Annotated in this window: 17 protein-coding genes; 12 read left to right on the top strand and 5 right to left on the bottom strand. The window is 69.8% G+C overall.

Annotated elements, in window-relative coordinates; all coding sequences use genetic code 11:
* The first annotated feature begins 143 nt into the window (after positions 1 to 143).
* The 3 genes from OXS27_RS19145 to OXS27_RS19135 all read left to right on the top strand — a co-directional run bounded on the left by OXS27_RS19145 (position 144) and on the right by OXS27_RS19135 (position 6,231).
* Entirely contained in the window at positions 144 to 1,157 is a 1,014-nt protein-coding gene (locus OXS27_RS19145) for a GTP-binding protein (RefSeq protein ID WP_243921678.1), read from the top strand.
* A 407-nt stretch (positions 1,158 to 1,564) separates the two neighbouring features.
* Positions 1,565 to 2,899, top strand: coding sequence for an O-antigen ligase family protein (locus OXS27_RS19140; protein WP_243921680.1), 1,335 nt, complete (start codon positions 1,565 to 1,567; stop codon positions 2,897 to 2,899).
* A complete protein-coding gene (locus OXS27_RS19135; protein WP_267358267.1) occupies positions 2,896 to 6,231 on the top strand; it encodes an ATP-binding protein in 3,336 nt (1,111 codons plus the stop codon). Before OXS27_RS19140 ends, OXS27_RS19135 begins: the two co-directional genes overlap by 4 nt.
* 33 nt (positions 6,232 to 6,264) lie before the next feature.
* On the opposite strand, the gene OXS27_RS19130 is transcribed toward OXS27_RS19135, so the two are convergent.
* The 4 genes from OXS27_RS19130 to OXS27_RS19115 all read right to left on the bottom strand — a co-directional run bounded on the left by OXS27_RS19130 (position 6,265) and on the right by OXS27_RS19115 (position 9,950).
* The gene (locus tag OXS27_RS19130) at positions 6,265 to 7,593 is read right to left on the bottom strand and encodes a nucleotide disphospho-sugar-binding domain-containing protein (protein ID WP_267358266.1); all 1,329 of its coding nucleotides are present in this window, start codon (positions 7,591 to 7,593) and stop codon (positions 6,265 to 6,267) included.
* Between the two features lie 295 nt (positions 7,594 to 7,888).
* Complete coding sequence (locus OXS27_RS19125; protein WP_243921686.1) at positions 7,889 to 8,521, bottom strand: TPM domain-containing protein; 633 nt, start codon at positions 8,519 to 8,521, stop codon at positions 7,889 to 7,891.
* Positions 8,511 to 9,284, bottom strand: a complete 774-nt coding sequence (locus tag OXS27_RS19120) for a TPM domain-containing protein (RefSeq protein ID WP_267358307.1) — start codon at positions 9,282 to 9,284, stop codon at positions 8,511 to 8,513. Before OXS27_RS19120 ends, OXS27_RS19125 begins: the two co-directional genes overlap by 11 nt.
* A gap of 33 nt (positions 9,285 to 9,317) precedes the next feature.
* Entirely contained in the window at positions 9,318 to 9,950 is a 633-nt protein-coding gene (locus tag OXS27_RS19115) for a LemA family protein (RefSeq protein ID WP_243921688.1), read from the bottom strand.
* Between the two features lie 293 nt (positions 9,951 to 10,243).
* Here OXS27_RS19115 and OXS27_RS19110 point away from each other — a divergent pair, with 293 nt between their 5' ends.
* The 7 genes from OXS27_RS19110 (at position 10,244) to OXS27_RS19080 (ending at position 16,796) form a co-directional block, all read left to right on the top strand.
* Positions 10,244 to 10,618 carry a hypothetical protein gene (locus OXS27_RS19110; RefSeq protein WP_243921690.1) on the top strand — a complete coding sequence of 125 codons (375 nt, stop codon included), beginning with the start codon at positions 10,244 to 10,246 and terminating at the stop codon, positions 10,616 to 10,618.
* A 15-nt stretch (positions 10,619 to 10,633) separates the two neighbouring features.
* On the top strand, positions 10,634 to 11,581 hold the full coding sequence (locus OXS27_RS19105) for a LysR substrate-binding domain-containing protein (RefSeq protein WP_243921692.1): 948 nt from the start codon (positions 10,634 to 10,636) through the stop codon (positions 11,579 to 11,581).
* A gap of 68 nt (positions 11,582 to 11,649) precedes the next feature.
* On the top strand, positions 11,650 to 12,843 hold the full coding sequence (locus OXS27_RS19100; protein WP_243921694.1) for a CaiB/BaiF CoA-transferase family protein: 1,194 nt from the start codon (positions 11,650 to 11,652) through the stop codon (positions 12,841 to 12,843).
* Positions 12,840 to 13,766 carry a hydroxymethylglutaryl-CoA lyase gene (locus tag OXS27_RS19095; protein WP_267358265.1) on the top strand — a complete coding sequence of 309 codons (927 nt, stop codon included), beginning with the start codon at positions 12,840 to 12,842 and terminating at the stop codon, positions 13,764 to 13,766. The genes OXS27_RS19100 and OXS27_RS19095 overlap by 4 nt, the downstream gene beginning before the upstream one ends.
* Positions 13,767 to 14,075: 309 nt before the next feature.
* Positions 14,076 to 15,401, top strand: a complete 1,326-nt coding sequence (locus OXS27_RS19090) for an MFS transporter (protein WP_243921698.1) — start codon at positions 14,076 to 14,078, stop codon at positions 15,399 to 15,401.
* 693 nt (positions 15,402 to 16,094) lie between these two features.
* The gene (locus OXS27_RS19085) at positions 16,095 to 16,523 is read left to right on the top strand and encodes a MucR family transcriptional regulator (protein ID WP_276592664.1); all 429 of its coding nucleotides are present in this window, start codon (positions 16,095 to 16,097) and stop codon (positions 16,521 to 16,523) included.
* A 48-nt stretch (positions 16,524 to 16,571) separates the two neighbouring features.
* Positions 16,572 to 16,796 carry a hypothetical protein gene (locus OXS27_RS19080; RefSeq protein WP_267358264.1) on the top strand — a complete coding sequence of 75 codons (225 nt, stop codon included), beginning with the start codon at positions 16,572 to 16,574 and terminating at the stop codon, positions 16,794 to 16,796.
* Between the two features lie 273 nt (positions 16,797 to 17,069).
* Here OXS27_RS19080 and OXS27_RS19075 read toward each other — a convergent pair whose 3' ends face one another.
* On the bottom strand, positions 17,070 to 18,701 hold the full coding sequence (locus OXS27_RS19075) for an inorganic phosphate transporter (protein ID WP_267358263.1): 1,632 nt from the start codon (positions 18,699 to 18,701) through the stop codon (positions 17,070 to 17,072).
* Positions 18,702 to 19,170: 469 nt separating this feature from the next.
* Here OXS27_RS19075 and OXS27_RS19070 point away from each other — a divergent pair, with 469 nt between their 5' ends.
* Both OXS27_RS19070 and OXS27_RS19065 read left to right on the top strand, forming a co-directional pair.
* Positions 19,171 to 22,338, top strand: a complete 3,168-nt coding sequence (locus OXS27_RS19070) for an autotransporter domain-containing protein (RefSeq protein WP_267358262.1) — start codon at positions 19,171 to 19,173, stop codon at positions 22,336 to 22,338.
* Between the two features lie 184 nt (positions 22,339 to 22,522).
* Positions 22,523 to 23,671: a ceramide glucosyltransferase gene (locus tag OXS27_RS19065; protein ID WP_243921708.1), complete on the top strand. Its 1,149-nt coding sequence runs from the start codon at positions 22,523 to 22,525 to the stop codon at positions 23,669 to 23,671.
* Positions 23,672 to 23,675: the final 4 nt, after the last annotated feature.

The raw sequence follows: 23,675 nt of genomic DNA, 5'->3' as shown, positions 1-23,675 counted from the left end.
AAGCTTGTCCGACGTGCAATCGATGGGCGGCCCCGGTCGCGAAACCGTGTGGCGCCGTCTTCCTTTGACGGGATTTGTTACAATATGACAACGGTCGTGGGCCGAGCCTTGCCCGATCCTCCTTCACACCCGAAGATTTCGCCATGACCGACACGAGCCCCGCTCCCGCCCAAGCCGGCATCCCAGCTGGATCGACCTCCGGCAAGATCCCGGTCACCGTGCTCACCGGCTATCTCGGCGCGGGCAAGACCACGCTCCTCAATCGGATCCTCACCGAGAACCACGGCAAGCGCTACGCCGTGATCGTCAACGAGTTCGGCGAGATCGGCATCGACAACGACCTCGTCGTCGGCGCTGACGAGGAAGTGTTCGAGATGAACAACGGCTGCGTCTGCTGCACGGTGCGCGGCGACCTGATCCGGATCATGGACGGGCTGGTGAAGCGCCGGGGCAAGTTCGACGCGATCATCGTGGAGACCACCGGGCTGGCCGATCCGGCACCTGTGGCCCAGACCTTCTTCGTCGATCAGGATGTCGGCGAAGCTGCCCGGCTCGACGCCGTGGTGACGGTGGCGGACGCCAAGTGGCTCACCGACCGCCTGAAGGACGCCCCCGAGGCCAAGAACCAGATCGCCTTCGCGGACGTGATCCTGCTCAACAAGAGCGACCTCGTCGCGCCCGCCGAGCTCGACCGGGTCGAGGCCGAGATCCGCCGCATCAATCCCCTGGCCAAGCTCCACCGGACGCAGAACTGCGCCGTCCCCCTCGAGGCCGTGCTGGAGCGCAACGCCTTCGATCTCGACCGCATCCTCGAGGTGGAGCCCGACTTCCTGGAGGAGGGGCACCACCACCATCACGATTCGGACATCCGCTCGATCTCGGCGAAGATCGAGGGCGAAGTCGACCCGGAAAAATTCATGCCCTGGATCTCGAACCTGACGCAGGTTCAGGGGCCCGACATCCTGCGCTGCAAGGGCATCGTGGCTTTCCCGAACGAGCCCAAGCGCTTCGTCTTCCAGGGCGTGCACATGATCCTCGACGGGGACGTGCAGGGGGATTGGGCGCCGGACGAGAAGCGGGTCTCCCGGGTGGTGTTCATCGGGCGCAATCTCGATGAGGTGGCGATCCGGGAGGCGTTCGAGGCCTGCCGGGTGTGAGGGGCTGAAGAGTACCCGCGCGTCCCCCTCTTCCTCAGAGGTCGGGCTGTTCACACCCTTCAGAACCGCCCGCGAGTTCCCCTCTCCCCGCGGGCGGGGAGAGGCCCACATCGGCCTTGTCGTCCATGCGGGAAACGTAGGCGAAGCCGGAGTGGCGGTGAGGGGGCTTGGCCGGACGAGCCTCGTTCGGCACCTCCCCCTCACCTTCGGCTGCCGCCTCGCTCCGGCGACGACAAGGTCGCCAAAGCCCTCTCCCCGCCCGCGGGGAGAGGGGGCTTTTGCGGCTCCAAGGTTTCATCTCCGCAGCCCTGGACACCCCCGTTTCTGCCCCGAAGCCGATTCTCAACGATTGAATGTCACTCTAGCGGCTGCGGGCCTGCGTACTCGGCCCGCGGAGCCCGCGTATCATGGCCCACAGCGCAGCCGCCGGAGCCCCATCCGGCGTCGCATCCGGAATCCCGCTCATCGTGGCCGTCGAGGCGATGGCGAAGGCGTTGTTTGCCGCCTTCATCTTCTTCGCCTGCTTCGCGTTCTCGGACACGTCGCCCTACGACGCGGTGGCGATCCCGACGATCCTGCTCTGGCTCTGCCTCGGCGTGCGCCTGCACCGGGGCATGGTGCCGCTGCTCGCCCTGCTGCTGCTCTACCTCGCGGCGATCGTCTGCGCGCTGCTGCCGTACCTCAACGAGGAATTTCCGGTCACCTGGACGATCCAGCTGATCTATCTTGCGATCACCGCCATCTTCTTCGCCATGTTCTTCGCGGATGACACCCACGCGCGGATGGAGCTGGCGCTCAAGGCCTACACGGCGAGCTGCGTGTTCTCGGCCGCGCTCGGCATCATCGGCTACCTGCAATGGCTCGGTATCGAGGACCTGTTCTACAAGTACGACCGGGCGTCGGGCACCTTCCAGGACCCGAACGTGTTCGGCTCGTTCCTGACGCTCGGCGCCCTCTACCTGATGCACGGCCTGCTCACCGGCTCGGCGCGCCGGCCTCTGGCCTCGCTCGCGGGCCTGCTGATCATCGTGGCCGGCATCTTCCTGTCGTTCTCGCGCGGCTCCTGGGGCGGGAGCGCCGTCGCGGTGCTGCTCATGGTCGGCTCGGTCTACGCGGGCAGCCGGTCGATCCGCCTGCGCCGCCGCATCGTGCTCCTCACCCTCGCCACCCTCGTGCTCGGCACCGTGGCGGTGATCGCCCTGCTGTCGATCGATCACGTCCACAAGATGTTCGAGACCCGCGCAGCCCTGACCCAGGATTACGATCAGGGCGAGACCGGCCGGTTCGGCAACCAGATCCGGGGCCTTACCATGCTTCTGGAGCGCCCGTTCGGGATGGGGCCGATGCACTGGCGGCTGGTCTTCGGGCTGGAGCCGCACAATTCCTACATCGGCTCCTTCGCCAATGGCGGCTGGCTCGGGGGGGCGGTGTTCATCGGCCTCGTGCTGACGACGGGCTTCGTCGGGTTTCGCCTGCTGGTGCGGCCGTCGCCGTTCCGGGCGCATGCCCAGATCGTCTGGCCGGCGCTGCTGATGTTCTTCCTGCAGGCCTTCCAGATCGACATCGAGAAGTGGCGCCATGTCTACATGATGCTCGGGATGGTCTGGGCGCTCGAAGCGGCGCGGCTGCGCGTGGGTCGGTCGCATCGGGGTGTGCTTGAAACACGCTCCCGGGCGGGCCATCCCTCGTCCGGGGCCAGCGGATCGCCGGTCGGAGGTCCGCATCCGGAGACGGTCACGTGAGCACACAGCCGGACAGCGAGGGGCCGCGGCTCGCATCCCTCCAGGCCCTCGGCATCCTGGGCACGGCGCCCGAACCGCATTTCGACGCCGTCTGCCGCGCCGCCCGTCGCCTGTTCGGGGTGCGCACCGCCCTCGTGAACTTCATCGACGCGACGGAGCTGTGGCCGAAGACGCCCTGCATCGAGCTGCCGGGGGCGATCCCGCGCGAGAACGGCATCTGCGATCACACGATCCGCAGCGACGCCCTGCTGGTCGTGCCCGATGCGCAGGCTGATCCGCGATTCCGAGACATGCCGGGGGTCGCCGCCGCGGGAGGCTTCCGCTTCTACGCAGGCCTGCCCCTCAGCCTGCGGCCGGGCCTGCGGATCGGCACCTTCTGCCTGATCGATCCGGAACCGCGCGCCGGGCTCTCGGACGACGAGGTGGCTGCCTTCCGCGACCTCGCCGAGATCGTCCTCGCCCATCTGCGGCTCACCGAGGCCAACGCCCGCCGGGGGCGGGAAATCGAGCGGGCGGCGATCCGCGAGGCCCTGATCCGCGAGCAGCACCGCGAGATCAACGCCCGCGCCCGGGCCCAGGAGGCGGCCAACCAGCAGCTCACCATGGCCGAGCAACTGGCGAGCGTCGGCAACTGGCGGGTGAACCTCGCCGACGGTCAGCCGGTCTGGTCGGCCAGCCTCTACGCGATCACCGGCCGCGATCCCGCGACGCCGCCGCCGCGCCTCGACGCCTTCGCGCAGCTCTACCACCCCGACGATCGGGCCCGGCTGGAAGCGATCGTGGCCGAGGCGATCGCGCGCCGCGCGTCCTTCGACTTCGAGGCACGCCTGCTGCGGCCGGACGATGCGATCCGCCACGTGGTCGTCCGCGGCGTCTGCCGCGAGGATCAGGGCGCAATCGGCCTGAGCGGCGTGCTGATCGACGTGACCGAGCGGCGCCGCGCCGAGGACGAGGTCCGGCGCAGCGAGTTGCGCTATCGCGGGCTCGCCGAGACCCTGCCGCTGCTGGTCTGGACCATGGGGGTCGGCGACGGACGGGCCACCTACGCCAACGCGCAGTTCCAGGCCTTCTATGGGCCGATCGGTCCGGAGCGGGCCGAGCGCCTGGCCCGGAATCATCCCGCCGACGCCGACGCCATGGAGGCGGCCTGGACCCGGGCGATCGAGACCGGCGTCGGCTTCAGCGGTCAGTGGCGGATCCAGCGCCGCGACGGCGTCTACCGCTGGCACAAGATCTCCCTGATCCCGATCCGCCTCGATCCCGCGGACGGTGCCGTGCTGGAATGGCTCGGCACCGCCCTCGACGTGGACGACATCGTGACGGCCCGCCTTGCCGTGGAGGAGGCGCGCGGCCTGCTGGGCATCGCCCTCGACGCCGCGGAGGCCGGGACGTGGGACTGGGACATGCGTACCGGGCTCGCCAACCTGAGCCCCGAGAGCGCGCGCATGCACGGGCTGCCGGAGACCGGCTTGGCCCACACGATCACCGCTGCCGACTGGACCGGGCTGCTTCACCCAGGGGATGTCGGCGACGTCTGGAGCGAGATCCGGCGCGCGGTGGAGACATCCACGCCCTACGCGGCCGAGTTCCGGGTCGGCGAGCGCTGGCTCTACGCGCGCGGGCGGACCGTGTTCGGGGCCGAAGGCCAGCCGCAGCGCATGGTTGGGCTCCACCTCGACATCACCGAGCGCAAGGCGGCCGAGGCAGCTCTGCGGGTGGCTACCCGGGACGCGGAAGCCGCCCGCGCCGAGGCGGAGCGAGCGAGCGCAGCCAAGAGCGAGTTCCTGGCCGCCATGAGCCACGAGATCCGCACGCCGCTCAACGGCATCCTCGGCTATGCCGACCTGCTCCTCGACGAGGGGTCGCTTCAGAACGAGGACCGGCGCCGCCTGGAGCTGATTCAGAGCTCCGGCGCGGCCCTGCTCACCGTCGTCAACGACATTCTCGACTTCTCCAAGATCGAGGCCGGCGAGCTGACCCTCGACCCGGTCGGCTTCCCACTGGTCTCCACCGTCGACGCCGCGGTCTCGATCGTGCGCGGCAGCGCGATCCGCAGCGGCCTCGCGATCGAGGGCCGGATCGACCCGGCGCTCCCGGATCACGTGGTCGGCGACCCCGGCCGCCTGCGGCAGGTGCTGCTCAACCTGCTCAACAACGCCGTGAAGTTCACGCCGGCGGGCTCCGTCACCCTGACGGTGCAGCGAGAGGGCACGGGCACCGCCCCCGACGGCAGCCCCGGCGACGTCATCCGCTTCGCCGTGACCGATACCGGCATCGGCATCGCGCCGGCGCAGCAGGACAGGCTGTTCAAGCGCTTCAGCCAGGTGGACGGCTCGATCAGCCGGCGCTTCGGCGGCACCGGCCTCGGGCTCGCCATCTCCCGCCACCTCGTGACGCTGATGGGCGGCGAGATCGGCGTCGAGAGCCGCGAGGGGCAGGGCTCGACCTTCTGGTTCCGCCTGACTCTCCCGCGGAGCGCCGGAGCGGCTTTGGGCCACGCGGCGCGTATCGAGCCGGCCGTCGGTCTCGGCCCGCCGCGGACGCAGGCCGCGGCCGCGGCTCCTTCGGATCCCGCACATCTGCGCCTGCTCCTGGTCGAGGATGTGCCGCTCAACCAGGAACTGGCCTGCGCAGTGCTCGAATCCCAGGGCTACACGGTGGAGGTGGCCGGCGACGGCGCCGAGGCAATCACGGCGGTCGCCGCCGCGGTCGCGGGCGGGCGCCCGTACGATCTGGTGCTGATGGACGTCCAGATGCCCCGGGTCGACGGGCTCACGGCCACCCGCCGCATCCGCGCGCTCGCCCCGCCGGCCTGCGACATCCCGATCGTGGCCATGACCGCGAACGTGCTGCCCGCCCAGATCGAGGAGTTGCGCGCGTCCGGGATGGACGACTACGTCGGCAAGCCGTTCCGCCGGGCCGATCTCTTCGCCACGATCAGCCGCTGGACCGCGCCCGGCGCCCGGCGCCCGGTGCGGGCGGAGGAGACGCGCCGGGCCACGCAGGTCGATGCCGCCATCCTCGACGCCACGGTGCTGACCGAGATGGAAGCGAGTTTCGGGGCGGACAGGGTCGGCGCGTTGCTGGATCTCCTGGCGAACGAGCTGTCTGAGCGGTTCCGGCCGAGCGAGACCGACCGGCGCCAGATCGCTCACGACGCGCATGCCCTGGTGGCGGCGGCGGGTCTTCTGGGCTTTGTCGGCCTGTCGAGCCTGTGCCGGGAGGTCGAGGCAGCCGCCCATGCGGGGGCCGATCTGATGCCGCTGATCCGGCGCCTCGAGGTGCAGCGGGCGACGGCTCTGCGTGCGATCCGGCAGCTGCGCGCGGCCTGAGTCTCCCGCTTGCGCGCCCGCCGGCGGCCGGCCTCAGGCCGACCGGGCCAGCGGCACCGCGAGGCCCGCTCCGCCGCTGCGCATCGGCCCGGAGCGGGCGAGGTCGTCCACCGCCATCAGTATGCCCGCCATGGCGTCGCGGCTGGCAAAGGCCGCCTTCAGCGCGCCGCCACGCTGCCGGAAGGCCGGCTCGGTGAGCACCCGGGCCACCGCCTCCTGTAGGACGTCCGGGCTCGGCGTGTTGGTGGCGAGGTTGATCCCGGCGCCGGACCAGCCGACGCGGGCGTTCACCTCGGCCTTGTCCTCGGTGAGGCCGGCCGAGACGATCGGGACTCCGGTGGCGAGCGCCTGCGAGACGCTGCCGTAGCCGCCATTGGTCACGAGCACGCTCACCCGCGGCAGCAGATCGCGGAACGGCAGGAAGCTGGAGACGCGCGTGTTGGCGGGGATCGGCCCGCGCAGGGCCGTGACGGGCCGCCCGCCGGTGGTGGCCAGGACGAGGAGATCGTCCCGGTCGGCCAGGGCCGCGAGGGTCGGCTCGACCAGCTCGCCGAGATCCGCGTTGGCCAGCGTCCCCTGCGTCACCAGCACCACGGGCTTGCCCGCTGCGTTCGCCGCCTCGAGCTCCGGCCACCAGTCCGGCGGGGGCGCCGGCGGGGTGGGCGGCTGAAGGAGTCCGATGAAGCGCAGGCCCGGGGGCAGCGCACCGTAATCGTACTCGAAGCCCGGCACCGTCGGCTGGAGGAACAGGTCCGGGAGCACCACGATCGCGTGTGGCAGCGAGGCCGGCAGCGGCGGCAGGTCGAGCCTCGCGAGCTGCCCATCCGTGTAGGCGCGCACCGGGTTGGTGAAGGCCGCGTCCATGCCGGCCTTCAGGGCGGCGTAGCGGATGCGCTCGGCCCGGTCCCGGGCGGGAGGCAGCCCGAGCCCGACCGGAGCGTGGTCGGGCCGGTCCAGGAACAAGAAGCTGACATTGACGGTCACGATCGGCGGTCGGGGCGCCGGGTCGAGGAGCAGCGGCAGCACGCCGAGGAACATGCTGCCGGCCACGATCACGTCCGGCGCCTCTTCGGCGATCAGCCGGCGCAGCACGGCCGCCTGATCCGGCATCGGATCGATGAAGCGCCGCTCGAACTCGCGCCGGTAGCGTTCGGGTCCCGCCGGCAGCTCGGTCTCCCGGAACGTGGCCGAGCCGTTGTCGGCATAGGCTGTGAAGCGCAGGCCCGCCGCCTCGATGGTTTCGCGAAACAGTGCGTCGGACAGCACGAGCACGTCGTCACCCCGCGCAGCCGCGACGCGTCCGACGGCGAGCAGCGGGTTGACGTGGCCGGTGAGCGGCGTCGCGGCGATCAGGATCTTCATTACGGCCTCCTCGGGCGACGCCAGCGTCGTCGGCTTCGCCCCTGTCGAGGTTTCAGCGCCCGCTCCAGACAGCGCCTCGGACATGATCCAGCGCCGGTTTCAGAAGGAAAATCGCCCGCAAATCCATTTGGTTACAGCGGTGGCCCGGATTCGTGCGGCAGCGCACAAAACAGCGTCGGCGGCCTCGACGAACCGAGCTTCGGTCCGACCGCGCCCGCGGAGCGGGTGCAGCTTGGAAAAGGGCGTCGATGCCGTGCTGGAGCCCGCCGCCGCTGGCCGCGCGAACGTGTGGCGTTCACTCCACCACGATCACCCGGTTCGGCAACTCGTCCGGATCGTCGGGCCCGGCGGGCAGATGCTCCGCCAGGCGGCTGCCGATGGCCTCGATCGCCGCCGTCAACCCGGCTTCGATTTCACCCCGCCCGAGGGCCGTGATGAGATCGGCCAGGATGCCGTCCCAGGCGGCGGGCGAGACTTCACGCAGCACGCCGAGGTCGGTGACGATCTCCGCGTGCCGCTCGGCCAGCGACAGGTAGAGCAGCACGCCGGTGCGGGATCGGGTCAGGCTCAGGCCCCGGGACCAGAAGGCCCGTTGCGCTGCCTCCCGGGCGCGGGCGCTGCGCAGGCGACGCGGCACGAGGGCGAGACGCAGCCGCTCGCTCTGGCTCGCCAGGAGAATCACGGCCACGAGGGCGGCCTGCGCCAACACGATGGCGGCTGCGCCCCAGGCCGTCAGTGCGATCAGCGGCCAGGGCAGAACCAAAGCCGCCACCAGCGTCGCCAAGAGGACGAGCGAGCGGTAGGCACCCGCCCGCGCGCTCACCATCACGACGATCTCGCCGGACGTGCCGGCCTCGGCCCGCGCCACGGCCCGGGCGAGGCGGGCGCGCGCCTCCGGCGTCAGCGCCTCAGCGAGGCTACCAGCCATCGGACGCCCCTCCGCCACCGGACGAGCCGCCCCCACCGGAGAAGCCGCCGTCGAACCCGCCCGAAGACCCCCCATCCGAGAAGCCGCCGCCCCAGCCGCCCGAGCCGGGGCCGGGCAGGATCACGATGCCGCCGCCGCGCCCCGCCCGGTTGCCGAGGCGGACCATGCGCCACGCGACCGTCACCACGATCAGGAGCAGGATCACGAAGATCGCCACCTGAACGGGATCGGCCGCCTCGTCCTTCGCCTCCGGGGCGCGCTGCCATTCCTGTGCGTCCCGCGCCAGGATTGCCAGGATCCCGTCCACGCCCGCATCGAGCCCGTTATACCAGTCGCCGGTCTTGAAGCGCGGCGTGATCGCGCTGGCCGTGATGGTGCGGGACTGGGCGTCGGTCAGCGCGCCTTCGAGCCCGTAGCCGACTTCGATGCGGACCTTGCGCTCCTGCGGCGCCACCAGGAGGAGGACACCGTTGTTGGTCTTGGCCTGACCGAGCTTCCAGGCCCGGAACAGGCGGTTGGCGTAATCCTCGATGGTCGTGCCCTGGAGGTTCGGCACGGTCGCGACCACGACCTGATCCGAGGTCTTGTCCTCGTGCGCCTTCAGCTTGGCTTCGAGCGCGTGGCGCTGGTCCGGCGTCAGGATGCCCGCCGCGTCGACGACGCGACCGGTGAGCGTCGGGAAGGTCAGCTCGGCGGCGAGCGCCCGGACCGCGTAGAACGCCAGGCAGGCCGCGATGACGGCGAGCGCCAGGGCGAGCCGCACCCGTACCGGGATGTTTCGGCTCACGGACGGTTCCTAGAACTTCACGTTCGGCGGCCGGTCAGCGTTCGGCGTCGCCGTGAAGGTCTCCATGGGCTTGGCGTCGGGATAGAGGAACGCCGCGATCCAGCGGCCCGGGATCGTGCGCACCTCGGTGTTGTAGGCCTGGACGGCGGTGATGTAGTCGCGCCGGGCCACCGCGATGCGGTTTTCGGTGCCCTCAAGCTGCGATTGGAGGGCCAGGAAGTTCTGGTTCGATTTCAGATCGGGGTATTTCTCCACCGTCACGAGCAGGCGTCCGAGCGCGCCGGAGAGCTGGTTCTGCGCGTCCTGGTACTCCTTGAACTTCTGCGGGTCGCTGACCGTGGAGGCATCGACCTTCACGCTCGACGCCTTGGCGCGCGCCTCGGTGACGCCGATCAGCACGTCCTTCTCCTGCTGGGCGTAGCCCTTCACGGTCTCGACGAGGTTGGGGATCAGGTCGGCCCGGCGCTGGTACTGGTTCTGCACCTCGCTCCAGGAGGACTTCGCCTGCTCCTGCAGGGTCGGCACCCGGTTGATCGCCCCGCAGCCGGACAGGCCGATGGCCACGAGGGCGATCGAGAGCAAGCCAATGAGGCGCGCCGCGGAGGGCTGGCGCGGGGCGCCGGCCGTCAGGGTCATCATCATTCCGTTCCCCGTCCACCGGGTGAGTCCCGGCCCGTTGATCACAAGACCGACAGATACCGATTCGATCCATCAAGGTAAGCCCCACCCCCTGCTCAAGCATGGGGAGGATTTGTCGATCGACCCGACGGTGTGCGGCCCCACGTCCGGAACGTCGCCGCCGGATCCGGATCGCGTTGCAACCGGAACAACTCTCGGTCCTTGTGCTGCAGGCGCAGGTACGCGTGCCGGAGCGGCGTCGCTTGAGACGTCCCCTGGGCCGGTCAGCGCTCGAAGGGGTGCCGCGGAGGTCAGAGATGGATGCAGGGCTCGCCGATCACGTCAGGGCCGCCAGCGCGGTCGCACGGCGCCATGCGCTCGCCTTCCGGGCGCCCTCCGGCAAGGACGCGCTGCCCTGGTCGGTCATCGAGGCCTACGATGCCCGGGTGCGCGGCCATGTCGAGCGCGATCCGCGGCTTGAGGACGAGCGCGACCGGGTGCTGATCGCCGCCGTGAAGCTCGCCGAGACGCCGGTCGAGGAGGGCGAGGACACCATCGCGGCGGCCCGCGCGCATCTCATCGGCGCGATCGATTACCTCGAGCAGGCGGTGATGCGCTTCGGCCGCGTCAACCGGCAGGGGGCGAAGCTCGGCTACGGCAGCTACGGACAGCCGGTCGGCTCGCCGGACTGATCCGGGGCAGACCGGATGTCCGCAGGCCCGCCCATCGCGGCGACCCTGAGCCGCCTCGACCTGAAGACGCTGCGCCTGTTCGCGGCGATCTGTGCGGAGGGCACGCTCAACGGTGCGGCGCGGCGGGCCGCCATCGCCCCGTCGGCCGTGAGCAAGAGGCTCGCCGAACTGGAGCACGCGCTGGGCTGCACGCTGCTCGTCCGGGAGCCCCGCGGCATGCGCCTGACCCCGGCAGGGGAAACGCTGCTGCACCACACCCGGCGCATGCTGGCCAGCGCCGAGCAGATCGCCCTGGAACTCGCCGAGCATGCGAGCGGCGTGCGCGGTTTCGTGCGGGTGCTCGCCAACCTCTCGGCCATCGTGGAATTCCTGCCGGAGGATCTTCAGGCGTTCCTGGCCTTGCAGGACGGGATTCGGGTCGATCTGGAGGAGCGCCCGAGCGGCGGCGTCGTGGCCGGCGTCGAGGAGGGGCTCGCCGATCTCGGCATCTGCGCGGGCGGCAGCGATATGCGGACGCTCACCGCCTATCCCTACCGCGCCGACCGGCTCGTCCTGGTCGTGCCGGAGGGCCATCCCCTGAGCGATCGCACCGCCATCGCACTGGCCGAGACCCTCGACTACGACCATGTCGGGCTCCACGTGGAAAGCTCGATCTACGCGGCCCTGCGGGACGAGGCCCGGCGCCTGGGCCGGCCGCTGCGCCTGCGCATGCACGTGCCGAGCTTCGACGCGATCTGCCGGATGGCGCAGGTCGGGATGGGGCTCGGGACCATCCCGGAGCATGTCCACGCCCTGCTCGGACCGCCGATGCGGCTCGTCGCGGTGCCGCTCACCGACCCCTGGGCGCAGCGCAAGCTGAGCCTCGTCGTCCGCCCCGGATTCCTGCCCCCGGCCGCCGCGCTGCTGCTCGATCACCTCCGCGCCGCCGGGGGCCTGCGTTCTCCCTCTGAGAACGCAGGGTGATGGATGGTGTTTGGACATCCGCCCTGCGACGGCCCTATTCAATCCGTTAACAAAATATGGAGGAGAGAATGTCCGGCCCGCTCAGCGGTATCCGTGTTCTTGAGCTCGGCCAGCTGATCGCCGCGCCGTTCGCAACGCGGCTGATGGCCGAGTTCGGCGCCGACGTGATCAAGGTCGAGGCCCCCGGCGAGGGCGACCCGCTGCGCAAATGGCGCAAGATGCACGAGGGCACCTCGCTCTGGTGGTACCTGCAGTCGCGCAACAAGAAATCGATCGCCGTCAATCTGAAGTCGCCTGAGGGGCTCGACATCGTCAAGCAGCTCGCCACGAGCGCCGACGTGGTGGTGGAGAACTTCCGCCCCGGCGGCCTGGAAAAGCTCGGGCTCGGCTGGGACGTGCTCTCGGCCCTGAACCCCAACCTCGTGATGGTGCGGATCTCGGGCTACGGCCAGACCGGCCCGTACCGCGACCGGCCCGGTTTCGGCGCCATCGGCGAATCGATGGGCGGCATCCGCTTCACCACCGGCAGTCCGGAGGCGCCCCCGGCCCGGGTCGGTGTCAGCATCGGCGACACCCTGGCCTCGCTGCACGGCGTCATCGGCGCGCTGATGGCGCTCCTGCGGGTGAAGACCGGCCAGGGCGCCGGACAGGTCATCGACGTCTCGCTGGTCGAGAGCGTGTTCAACGTGATGGAGAGTCTCGTCCCCGAATACGATCTCCTGGGCGAGGTCCGCACCCGCACCGGCGGCGCGCTGCCGGGCATCACCCCGTCGAACACCTACCCGACCCGGGATGGCGGCTACGTCGTCATCGCCGGCAACAGCGACCCGATCTTCCGCCGCCTGATGGCGGTGATCGGCCGGCCCGACCTCGCCGAGGATCCGGCGCTGCGCAACAACGACGGCCGCTCGAAGCAATCCGCGATGCTGGATGGCCTGATCGCGGACTGGTCGAAGTCCAAGAGCGTCGAGGAGGCGCTGGCCGCCCTCGATGCCGCCGACGTGCCGGCCGGCCGGATCTACTCGGTGGCCGACATCGTGGCCGATCCGCACTATCAGGCCCGCGACATGATCCTCCAGGCGGAGCTGCCCGGCGGGACCCAGGTCAAGATGCCCGGGATCGTGCCGAAGCTGTCCGAGACCCCCGGTGAAGTCCGCTGGCAGGGCCCGGCGCTCGGTGCCCACACGGATGCGGTGCTGGCCGAACTCGGCCTCGACCCGGAGCGCATCGCGGCCCTGCGCGCGAAGGGAGCGGTGGCATGAGCAGCGATAGGATGATCGTCCAGGAGGTCGCCACCCGCGACGGCTTCCAGATCGAGCCCGTCTTCGTGGCGACCGATGAGAAGATCCGTCTGATCGATGCCCTGGCGGATGCGGGCTTCAGCCGGATCGAAGTCTCGTCCTTCGTCTCGCCCAAGGCCGTGCCGGCGCTCGCCGACGCGGCGGACGTTTTTTCGGGGATTCGGCGCCGGCCGGAGACTGTCTACGTCGCCCTGGTGCCGAACCCGAAGGGTGCCGAGCGGGCGCTCGCCGCCAGGGTCGATGAGATCAACCTCGTCGCCTCGGTGAGCGAGACTCACAACCGCGCCAACATGGGCATGAGCCCGGCCGACTCGATCGCCGGCTTCGCGCGGATCATGGATGCGGTGCAGGGCGCACCGGTCGGCACCAACGCCACGGTGGCGACGGCCTTCGGCTGCCCGTTCGAGGGCGACCAGCCGGTCGACAAGGTCGTCGCGCAGGTGGAGCGCTACCTGTCGCTCGGCGTCGACGGGGTGACGCTCGCCGACACCACCGGCATGGCCAACCCCCGGCAGGTGGCGCGTCTCGTCGCCCGGGTGCTGCCGCTGGTCGGACCGGGACGCCTGACGCTCCACTTCCACAACACCCGCGGCCTCGGGCTGGCCAACGTGCTGGCGGCCTACGACACGGGCGCCCGGCGGTTCGATGCGGCGCTCGGGGGGCTGGGCGGCTGCCCGTTCGCGCCCGGCGCCACCGGCAACATCTGCACCGAGGATCTCGTCAGCATGGCGCACGAGATGGGCGTGCCGACCGGCCTCGACCTCCCGGCGCTGATCGGCCTGTCACGGGACCTGCCCCGCCTCGTCGGCCACGACGTGCCCGGCCAAGTCGCCAAGGCCGGCCGGCCCGGCGACCTGCATCCGGCGCCGGCCAGGGCGGCATGAATTGGAGAGCGACATCTCTGACGGACGCGACGGGCCCCCTCTCCCGTGCGGGAGAGGGTTGGGGTGAGGGACGAGAACTCTCCGGATGCGGCACGCCGTCGACGCGCCGGCAGGGGGCGCCTCGTCCGGAAATACCTGATCCCTCACCCTGTCCCTCTCCCGCACGGGACAGGGGACCTGCGCCCGGTCCGGCGAAAACGGCATCACCGGTGTGGGTCGTGAACCTGCCTACTCAAGCTTGATTTCGCGAAAAGCTGTCCATCCGAAGGCGGCACCGCTCCCCCAAATCCCAAAAAAACGGAGGAAACCATGACCGCAGCCCTGTCCGGGTCGTCGGCCGCCGAGGCCGGCGCGGCGACCGAGAACGGCATCGTCCGCAAGGTCGCGTGGCGGCTCATGCCGCTGATCATGATCTGCTACATGTTCGCGTTCTTCGACCGCATCAACATCAGCTTCGCCAAGTTCCAGCTCCAGAGCGATCTCGGCTTCAGCAACGTCGCCTACGGGCTCGGCGCGAGCATGTTCGTGGTCGGCTACGTGATCTTCGAGGTGCCCTCGAACCTGTTCCTCTACCGGGTCGGGGCGCGGCGCTGGATCGCCCGGATCATGATCTCCTGGGGCATCGCCACCGCGCTGATGATCTTCATCCACACTGAGTGGCACTTCTACGCTTTGCGCTTCCTGATCGGCGCCATGGAGGCGGGGTTCGCACCGGGCATCCTCTACTACCTGACCATCTGGTTCCCGGCCTCGCATCGCGGGCGGATTACCAGCTTCATGTTCGTGGCCTCGGCATTCTCAGGGATTTTCGGGGCGCCGGTGGCGGGGCTGATCCTCGGTGGACTCAACGGCGTCGGGGGCTTGGCCGGCTGGCAATGGCTGTTCCTGGCCGGTGGCCTGCCCTGCCTGATCCTCGGCGTGCTCGTGCTGATGCGCCTCGACGACCGGATCGCCGATGCGAAATGGCTGTCCGAGCCCGAGAAGGCGCTGCTGTCGAGCCGCATCGCCCACCACAACCGCGACATCGGCGACCACTCGCTCCTCGGGGCGATCAAGCAGCCGGGCTTCCTGATGATCGGGCTGATCTACTTCCTGCTCCAGATCGGTTCCTACGGCCTGAACTTCTGGGGGCCGGACCTGATCAAGACCGCGAGCGGTGGTCAGGCGGCCTCCGTCGGCTTCCTCACCGCGATCCCCTATATCTGCGGGGCGATCAGCATGGTGGTGATCGGGCGCCTGTCCGACGCCTCGGGCGAGCGGCCGAAATTCGTCGCCGGGCTGGCCATCGCGGCGGCGCTCGGCTTCTTCGGCGCCGGGATGTTCGATAAGCACATCGTGCCGCTGATGTTCGCCCTGGCGCTGCTGGGGGCCGGCATCGTGGCCTCGATCCCGACCTTCTGGACCCTGCCGGCCAAGCTCGTCACCGGCGTCGGCGCGGCGGGCGGCATCGCGCTGATCAACACGCTCGGCCAGTTCGGCGGCATCGTCAGCCCCGTGATGGTCGGCTGGGTGAAGGACCTCACCGGCTCGACGACGCCCGCCCTCTACGGCATCGGGGCGCTCTGCCTCGTGGCCGCCGTCCTCGCGCTCTTCGCCCTGCCGGCGAGCCTGCGCCGGAGCGATCGCTCGGCCTGAGCGGGCGGAAAACGCAGCGTCCCGGACCGGTCGGTCACGGGACGCCCAACGGGGCGGCTCGTCTGTATTCCCTTGGGTGACGTCCCAGCGCGCGCCTGAGAGCAGCGGGCGAACTGTGCCGCGTTGGCGAGCCCGCACGCCGAGAGGCAAGGGGCGCAGCGCGGACAGGCAAAACGTCGGACCGTCATTTCGAGACGCTCACGGTTCCGAAGCGGTCGAACGGGTCGATGCGCAAGTCGCCACGACTTAAGTTCTGCAATCATTCCGGCGTTGATTTACTGCCGAGATCGCCATGTCTGAGGCGATCGATAAATAATGAGACACTTTTCGTGATACCTGTCCCGCACGCGAGCGAGGTATCGTCTAGGCGCTCTGCTTGGATCTGCGGCGGCTGGTGGCGCGCGATGTCGCGTCAGACGGGAACACTGTTTCCCGAGTGATCATAAACGCTCGAAAACAGCAGACGCATTAATATTTTTAACCTTGATGTTGCTGCTCTGCGCGGCTGGGCAAAAATCCTCGCGCCGCCGGACAAGCGCCGATCCGTACATATTGTATATCTTCTGCATCCTCAGGAAACGAACTTGAGGTCGGATCAGTCTCACTCACCCGAGCGGCTTTCGGCGTCGATCTATCTCCATGCCAACATGGATGAAACTCAACACGATCGGCGGTCCCGCGAAGGTCTAACAGATGGCGAAGCTCGCAATGGATAACCTGAAAGAAACCCATCCCGTGTTCATGCTCGAGAAGGTCGGCGCCATCGTGGCGGCTTACGTGTCCCGCAACGCGGTCGAGGCCGCGGAGCTGCCGAACCTGATCGATCAGGTGCACACGGCGATCTCGGATCTGCGCGACCGGTCCGGGCAGGGCGGCGCGCGGTGGACCGGGGCGAATGCCGAGAAGGTCGAGGCGTCGATCCAGCATGACGGCCTGATCAGCTTCATCGACGGCCGGTCCTACAAGACCCTGAAGCGCCACCTCACCGCGCACGGGCTGACGCCGGAGCGCTACCGGCTCCAATACGGTCTGCCGGCTGATTATCCGATGGTCGCTCCGGGCTATGCCGCCCGGCGGTCCGAGATCGCCCGAGCGATCCAGCTCGGTCACAAGGCGGCCTGAGCGATGACGCCCGGCTATCCGCAGGGGCCGGCGCCGTCGCACGCGCCCATGCCCATGCCCATGCCCATGCCGGAAACGGCCCGGACCCGGAACGGCCTCGCGCGCCTCGCGGACGTGCTGCGTGTTCCGGTCACTGTCTTCTCCCCGGAGACGGAAGGACAGGACGAGGCGATCCTGCAGGCCGCGGATCTGGTCACGATCTTCGCGGCGATCGATAATCCCGCCGCGCGCCGGACCTGTCTGGCCTTCGTCCGGGCCATGGCGAGTTCCTGAGGCGCTGGGGGGCGCCGCAGCCGGCCGGGCGATACGCTGCCCGCTCCGTGCCCGGGGGGGCGTGCGGGGCAGGCCCAGCGAACCCGGCCGGCTGCGTTCTGAAGATGTTCCGCGTCGCGCGAAGGGCTCTGCTCTGGCAACCATCTCAGGGCTTCGCCCTGAGCACCCACCAAAGGGCTGAAGCCCTTTGGAAACCCGAATCCCGGATCGAACTGGCACGCAGACAGCATCGTCCCGAGGCCGGCGCTCACCGGTCGGGATGATGCCCGCGCGTCAGAACACGTGGCGCAGGATGAAGAACAATCCGGCCGCGAGGGTGATGGCGGCCGGCAGGGTCATGACCCAGGCCAGCGCCATGTTGCGCACCGTCGACATCTGGAGCCCCGAGCCGTTGGCCGCCATCGTCCCGGCGACGCCCGACGACAGGATATGGGTGGTCGAAACCGGCAAGCCGTAGAGTTCGGCGAGCCCGATCGTGCCGGCGGCCACGATCTCGGCGGAGGCACCCTGTGCGTAGGTCAGGTGCGTCTTGCCGATCTTCTCGCCCACCGTCACGACGATGCGCTTCCAGCCGACCATGGTGCCGAGGCCGAGCGCCAGGGCCACGCAGATCTTCACCCAGCCCGGGATGTAGCGCGTGCCGTCGTTGAGCAGCCCCGCGTAGCGCTTCAGGGTGCCGGTCTCGGCGTCCGAGAGGTCGGCGCCCGTCTTCGGCAGGAGCCGCACCGCGTCGGCAGCGAGGTACATGTCGCTGCGCATGTTCTGCGTCTGGGCGGCCGGCACCGTGCGGATCGCGCCATAGTTCTTCACGTTGGCGGCGATGTCGTTGGAAAGCGCCGCGAGGGCCGCGAAGACGGGCGCGCGGTTCAGGTCCTTGGTCTTCAGCGCCTCCGTCACCGTCCGGCGCGCTTCGGCCGCCTCCGGCACCGGGGTCCCGGGGGCACGGGCGGAGAAGACCTGGCTCGCCGAGGTCGAGGCCTGCACGAAGATCGGCGTCGTGTCGTCCGCCATGGTGCGGTTCAGCGCGTAGGCCGTGGGGGCGGCGCCGATCAGGATCAACATGATCAGGCCCATGCCCTTCTGGCCGTCATTGCCCCCGTGGAAGAACGAGACCAGCGTGCAGGTCAGGATCAGCAGGCTCCGGATCCACAGGGGGGGCGGCGTGTCGCCCTTCGGCGCCTCGTAGAGGTCCTTGCGGCGCACGGTGAATTTCAGGGCGAGCAGCAGCAGCGCCGCCAGCACGAAGCCGCAGATCGGCGAGAACAGCAGCGCCTTGAACACGTTGAAGGCCTGACCCCAGTCGACGCCGGAGGTACCGTCCGCGCCGCTCATCAACTGGTTGGCGAGGCCGACGCCGAGCACTGAACCGATCAGCGCGTGGGACGAGGAATTCGGCAGCCCGAACGCCCAGGTGCCGAGATTCCAGATGATCGCCGCCAGCAGCAGCGCGAAGATCATCGCGTAGCCCGCTCCCGAGCCGACATGGAGGATCAACTCCACTGGCAGCAGGGTGACGATGGCGTAGGCCACGGCCCCGGAGGAGAGCATCACGCCGAGGAAGTTGAAGAAGCCCGACCAGATCACCGCCACGAGCGGTGGCAGCGAGTGGGTGTAGATCACCGTGGCGACGGCGTTGGCGGTGTCGTGGAACCCGTTCACGAACTCGAAGGCGAGGGCGATCAACAGAGCGAGACCCAGCAGCGCGAAGGCGCCGTAGGCCAGGGGCGCTTCGCCCGCCGCGTTCATGTCGGTGATCAGGCTCACGACCGCGTAGCCGAGCCCCGCCACTAGGACGAGGAGGAAGGCGATCACGCCGCCGGGGTGCATCCCATGATCGAGGCGGGGGGCGCCGGCCGGTCGACTTCCTGCGGCCCCCGGTGACGACATCACGGCGGAATCGGACATGAACCCTCACGCGGAATCGAGTGTGTTGGTAAAAGCGGCCTTAAGAGGCGCCCGTGACGCTTCGGTGACGCGAGGTCGCAACCCGGGCCGCTGGGAACAGCATTCGCGCGGTGAACGACTTCACTTTGTCGTCATTGATCTTGCGGGCCGTAGATTTCAGTTGGACGGCAGCTTGCACCAACAGCAAGATTCAGCGCTGCGATCTCCGCCCGAATGATCGGGTCGACAGACTCTATGGGCGCAGCGGGAGCTTTCTGGAAAACAGAAGAAAGACATCGCAACACGGCATCATGTGTTGGCTAAGTTAATTTCCTGTTGCTCAAATGCGACATGAAGCTCTTTTGCTTATTATGACTGGATTATGACGTAACCGGGTCCGGCGTTTTCGCTAAATCTCCCGCCGCAGCCGAATGGCCGCGGGCTTTGGGGGCCGGATATGAGATTGCAATACGGGGTTTCGATTGCGGCCTTGACGGTCGCGGCCTTCGGTTCCGGCGCACAGGCACAGACCACCAACACGACGCCGTCCGATGTGAACGTGCTCAATCTTCTGGCGCCGTATCTGGCGCTCAACGCGACGGCCACCGGCCAGCAGACCCTGCAACTCAACCTCGCGCAGTCAGCCACCACCAACACCGGCGCCGGCCTCGCGCAGCAGCAGCTCGCGATCAGCGACAAGAACCTCCTCGGCTCGGCCAGCAACAACCTGTCTTCGTCGGGGCTCGGCACCTACGGCGTGGCCGCCAACCTCGCGGGCGGCCTGCCGGCCCAGACCCCGATCAATGGGATCGTCCCGCAGCAGCGCGTGGGTGGCCTCGGCGCCCAGCTCGGCCCGATCTACCAGCGCGGCGTCGCGCAGGGGGGCACCGGCCCGCTCGGCAGCGTGGTCAACCTCTTGGTCGGCGCCTACACGTTCAGCGGCAACAATCTCGGCGTCGCCAAGAACTACTTCGCCAACGGTGCGGCCAACAACCCGAGCGTGACGCCGAACAACTATGTCGCGACTCCGGCCGTCGCACCCGCCGGCTACAGCCTGCCGGCCTATAACGGCCTGCCCAACACCACCAACAGCGTCTACGATCTCGCCTACGGCGTCACCAACACGCAACCGGGCCAAGACGTCTACGGCTCCTCCCGGCCGGTCCAGGCAGCACCCGCCCGCTTCAACATCTACGATCCGACGGCGCTCAGCGGGATCGCCACCAACCCGTCCTTCCCGAGCGGCCACACCACCTACGCGTTCACGGACGGCATCCTGCTGGCGATGCTCGTGCCGCAGCAGTACCAGAGCATGCTCGCCCGCGCGGCCGACTACGGCAACAGCCGCATCGCGCTCGGCGTGCACTACCCGCTCGACATCATCGGCGGCCGGGCGCTGGCGGCCTACAACTTGGCCCAGGCGTTCACCAACCCGGCCTACATCAACAACGCCGCGGTGACCGGCACGGCGATCAACCTGCCCGCCCAGTTCGTCGCGGCCCAGGCCCAGCTCCAGGCCTACCTCGCCGCCCAGTGCGGCAACACCGTCGCGGCCTGCGCGGGGAGCGCCGCCAATCAGGCCGGCAACCCCTACATCCCCTCGGCCGCCAACCAAGTTGCCTACCAGAGCCGCCTGACCTACGGCCTGCCGACGCTGAGCTTCGCCCAGGCGCCGCGCGAGCAGGCCCCCGCCAACGGGCCCGACGCCTCGATCCTGCTCGCGCCGCTCTACGGCGGCTCGACCGGCGCCGCCCGCACCCTCGCGCCCAATGGCGGCCTGTACGGTCAGCTCTCCACCGGGACGATCAGCCAGATCCTAGTCAACACCGAGACCAACGCGCTCGCCGCCTTCTACGGCAGCCCGCTCAGCTACTGGAGCCGCCTCGACCTCTATTCCGCCGCCGGCTACTTCGGGAACGTCACCGGCACCCTGACCATGGACACCACCGATCGCCTCGGCATCGACGTCGCCGTCGGCCAGGGCGGTGCCCTGTACGCCAACGGCACGATCTCCGGCACCGCCTTCGTCGGCTCCGGCGGTCTGCTCGGCGGCTCGGGCACGCTGGGCGGGATCAGCGCGCTGTCGGGCGGCACGGTGTCGCCGGGCAACTCGATCGGCACGCTCTCCGTCACCGGCAACGTCGCCTTCGCACCGGGCTCGACCTACCGGGTCGAGGCCAACGCCGCCGGACAGGCCGACCGGATCACCGCCGCGGGCGTCGCCGCGCTCGGCGGCGGCACCGTGCAGGTGCTGGCCGCCTCGGGCAGCTACAATCCACGCACCACCTACACGATCCTGTCGGCCACGGGCGGCGTGTCGGGCCAGTTCGCGGGCGTCACGTCGAACCTTGCCTTCCTCAGCCCGGGCCTGCGCTACCTGCCCAACGAAGTCGACCTGACGCTCACCCGCAACGACGTGCCGTTCTCCGCCAGCGCCACCAGCCGAAACGGCAGCGCGGCGGCCAACGCCGTCCAGGCGATCGGCCCCGGCCGGCTCACCGATGCGGCTGTGGGCTTCACCACCGGCGAGGCGGAGAGCGGCTTCCGGGCGCTCGCGGGCGACATCCACGCCAGCACCGTCTCCACCGCCTACGAGACCGCCTTCTTCGTGCGCGAGGCCGTGCTCGACCGGCTGCGCTGGGGCGATCCCGGCACAGGGCTCGACTACGGCACCCTGCCGGCCGCCTACACGGCCGACCTGCCCGGCCGGGCTCCGGTGGTGGCGAACGTGCCGGTGCGCACCCTCGACCCGCAGGTATTCGGGCTGTGGGGCCAGGGGTTCGGCGCGTTCGGCACGGCCGATGGCGGCGGCAACGCGTTCGACCTCGACCGGCAGATTGCGGGCTTCGCGGCGGGCGCGGACATACGCTTGGCCAACGGGCTGCGCTTCGGCGTGGTCGGCGGCTACACCGAGGCGTATCTCGACAGCGCCGGCCGGGTCGGCGGCCAGAGCCGGGCGGAGAGCGCCACGCTCAAGAGCGGGTTCGGCGGCGTGTACGGTGGGTATGAGGTCGGCCCGCTGTCGCTGCGGCTGGGTGCGATCTACGCCGACACGGATGCGCGCACCCGCCGGGCGGTGCTGTACGGGCTGTCCGACACGCTGAGCGGGCACGGTGGCGGCTACACCGTGCAGGGCTTCGGCGAGATCGGCTGGAAGATCCCGCTGGGCGCGCCTGCGGTGGCGGCCCTGGTGTCGAAGGACGGGGCCGCGGTCGCGGTTCAGCCGACGGCGACTTATGTCGAGCCGTTCGTGGGTGGGGCCTATGTCGGGATCCGGCGGGACGGGTTTACCGAGGCCGGAGGCGCGGCGGCGCTGGTGAGCTTTGCCCGGGACTACGATCTGGGCGCGGTGACGGCGGGCGTGCGGGCGCAGACGAACCTGGATCTGGGTCTGGGCCTGCCGGTGACGCTGCGGGGCTTGGTCGGCTACCGGCGCGCGTTCGGCGACGTGGTGCCGACTGCGCTGCTGCGCTTCGGTGCCGGCGGCCCGGCGTTCCTGAGCGCGGGCGTCCCGATCGACCGGGACGCGCTGGTGGCGCAGGTCGGGCTCGATCTGGCGGTGGCGCCGAACGTGACGCTCGGCGTGGCCTATACCGGCCAGACCGGCAGCCGCGCGCAGGATCAGGCCGTGAAGGGCAACTTCACCCTCCGGTTCTGAGGACCTGTCCGACGGGAGCGCGGATGGCGCCCGTCCTGGTTTCGAAAGGGCTGAGCCCTTTGGAAACCCGGGACCCCGGGGCGCGCCGGACTGCAGGATTCCGATCCATCCCGCGCGTGTCACACGACTGACGCGGTCCGGCCGTTAGCGACCGGGCCGCGCACGATGCTGAACGGGGACCCGCATGATTGACGCCACGGTGCCGGCTCTCGCCCTCGGCGCGCTTCTGTCCCTCGTCCAAATCGGCAGCATCGCCATCGCGGCCCGGCGCCTTGGCAGGATCCACGGGCCGTCGCGGTTTCCGGCAGGGGCGCCCGTCTCCCTGGTCCGCCCGCTGCGCGGCCTGGAAGCCTACAGCGAGGAGATGCTCACCCGGAGCTTCCGCCTCGACTATCCCGCCTACGAGCTGATCTTCTGCGTGGCCGACCCGGCCGATCCGATCGTGCCCCTGGTCGAGCGCCTGATCGCCGCCCACCCCCGGGTTCCGGCCCGCCTGATCCTCGGCGACGAGCGCGTCAGCGACAATCCGAAGCTGAACAACTGTCTGCGCGGCTGGCGCGCCGCCGCGCACGAGTGGGTGGTGCTGGCCGATTCCAACGTGGCCATGCCGCCGGATTACCTCCAGCGCCTTCAGGCGGCGTGGCGCGACGACACCGGTCTCGTCTGCTCGACCCCCGTGGGCGCCCGCCCGGGCAGCTTCATGGCCGAGGTGGAATGCGCCTTCCTCAACACCCTCCAGGCGCGCTGGCAATACGCCGCCGAGGCGTTCGGCCTGGGCTTCGCGCAGGGCAAGAGCATGCTCTGGCACAAGCCGTTCCTGGAAGCGCACGGTGGGCTCCAGGCGCTCGCCGCCGAGATCGCCGAGGACGCGGCCGCCACCAAGCTCGTGCGGGCCGCCGGCAAGCGCGTCCACCTCGTGGCGAGCCCGTTCGAGCAGCCGCTGGGCCCGCGCGGCTTCCGGGAGGTCTGGGCGCGGCAGCTGCGCTGGGCTCGGCTGCGGCGTGTGACCTTCCCGCTGTTCTTCGCCCCCGAGATCGGCAGCGGCGTCCTGCTGCCGGCGCTGCTGCTGGCGCTCTGGGCCGGCAGCCTTGGCGGGGTCGTCGGCGCTGCATGCCTCGCGGCCCTGTGCTATGCCGCCGAGGTCGGGCTCGCGATCCGCGCCGGCTGGCAGCGCGCCCCCCGCATGCTGGCGGCCTTCCTGGTGCGCGACGCCCTGATCCCGGCGATCTGGCTGGGCGCCTGGGTGCAGCGCGCGATCGTGTGGCGTGGCAACGCCATGGATGTTCGCCCGCGCCGGGCCGCCGAGGCGCGGACCTATGCGCCGACGGCCTGATTGC

It is taken from the genome of Methylobacterium sp. GC_Met_3, from assembly GCF_026540775.1.
Lineage (GTDB): Bacteria > Pseudomonadota > Alphaproteobacteria > Rhizobiales > Beijerinckiaceae > Methylobacterium.
This window is presented reverse-complemented; position numbering and strand designations above follow the sequence as displayed.

Coding starts and splice junctions, on each gene's coding strand:
- OXS27_RS19145 (WP_243921678.1), top strand. CDS start 144: ATGACCGACACGAGCCCCGCTCCCGCCCAAGCCGGCATCCCAGCTGGA.
- OXS27_RS19140 (WP_243921680.1), top strand. CDS start 1,565: ATGGCCCACAGCGCAGCCGCCGGAGCCCCATCCGGCGTCGCATCCGGA.
- OXS27_RS19130 (WP_267358266.1), bottom strand. CDS start 7,593: ATGAAGATCCTGATCGCCGCGACGCCGCTCACCGGCCACGTCAACCCG.
- OXS27_RS19125 (WP_243921686.1), bottom strand. CDS start 8,521: ATGGCTGGTAGCCTCGCTGAGGCGCTGACGCCGGAGGCGCGCGCCCGC.
- OXS27_RS19115 (WP_243921688.1), bottom strand. CDS start 9,950: ATGATGATGACCCTGACGGCCGGCGCCCCGCGCCAGCCCTCCGCGGCG.
- OXS27_RS19110 (WP_243921690.1), top strand. CDS start 10,244: ATGGATGCAGGGCTCGCCGATCACGTCAGGGCCGCCAGCGCGGTCGCA.
- OXS27_RS19105 (WP_243921692.1), top strand. CDS start 10,634: ATGTCCGCAGGCCCGCCCATCGCGGCGACCCTGAGCCGCCTCGACCTG.
- OXS27_RS19100 (WP_243921694.1), top strand. CDS start 11,650: ATGTCCGGCCCGCTCAGCGGTATCCGTGTTCTTGAGCTCGGCCAGCTG.
- OXS27_RS19095 (WP_267358265.1), top strand. CDS start 12,840: ATGAGCAGCGATAGGATGATCGTCCAGGAGGTCGCCACCCGCGACGGC.
- OXS27_RS19090 (WP_243921698.1), top strand. CDS start 14,076: ATGACCGCAGCCCTGTCCGGGTCGTCGGCCGCCGAGGCCGGCGCGGCG.
- OXS27_RS19085 (WP_276592664.1), top strand. CDS start 16,095: ATGGCGAAGCTCGCAATGGATAACCTGAAAGAAACCCATCCCGTGTTC.
- OXS27_RS19080 (WP_267358264.1), top strand. CDS start 16,572: ATGCCCATGCCCATGCCCATGCCGGAAACGGCCCGGACCCGGAACGGC.
- OXS27_RS19075 (WP_267358263.1), bottom strand. CDS start 18,701: ATGTCCGATTCCGCCGTGATGTCGTCACCGGGGGCCGCAGGAAGTCGA.
- OXS27_RS19065 (WP_243921708.1), top strand. CDS start 22,523: ATGATTGACGCCACGGTGCCGGCTCTCGCCCTCGGCGCGCTTCTGTCC.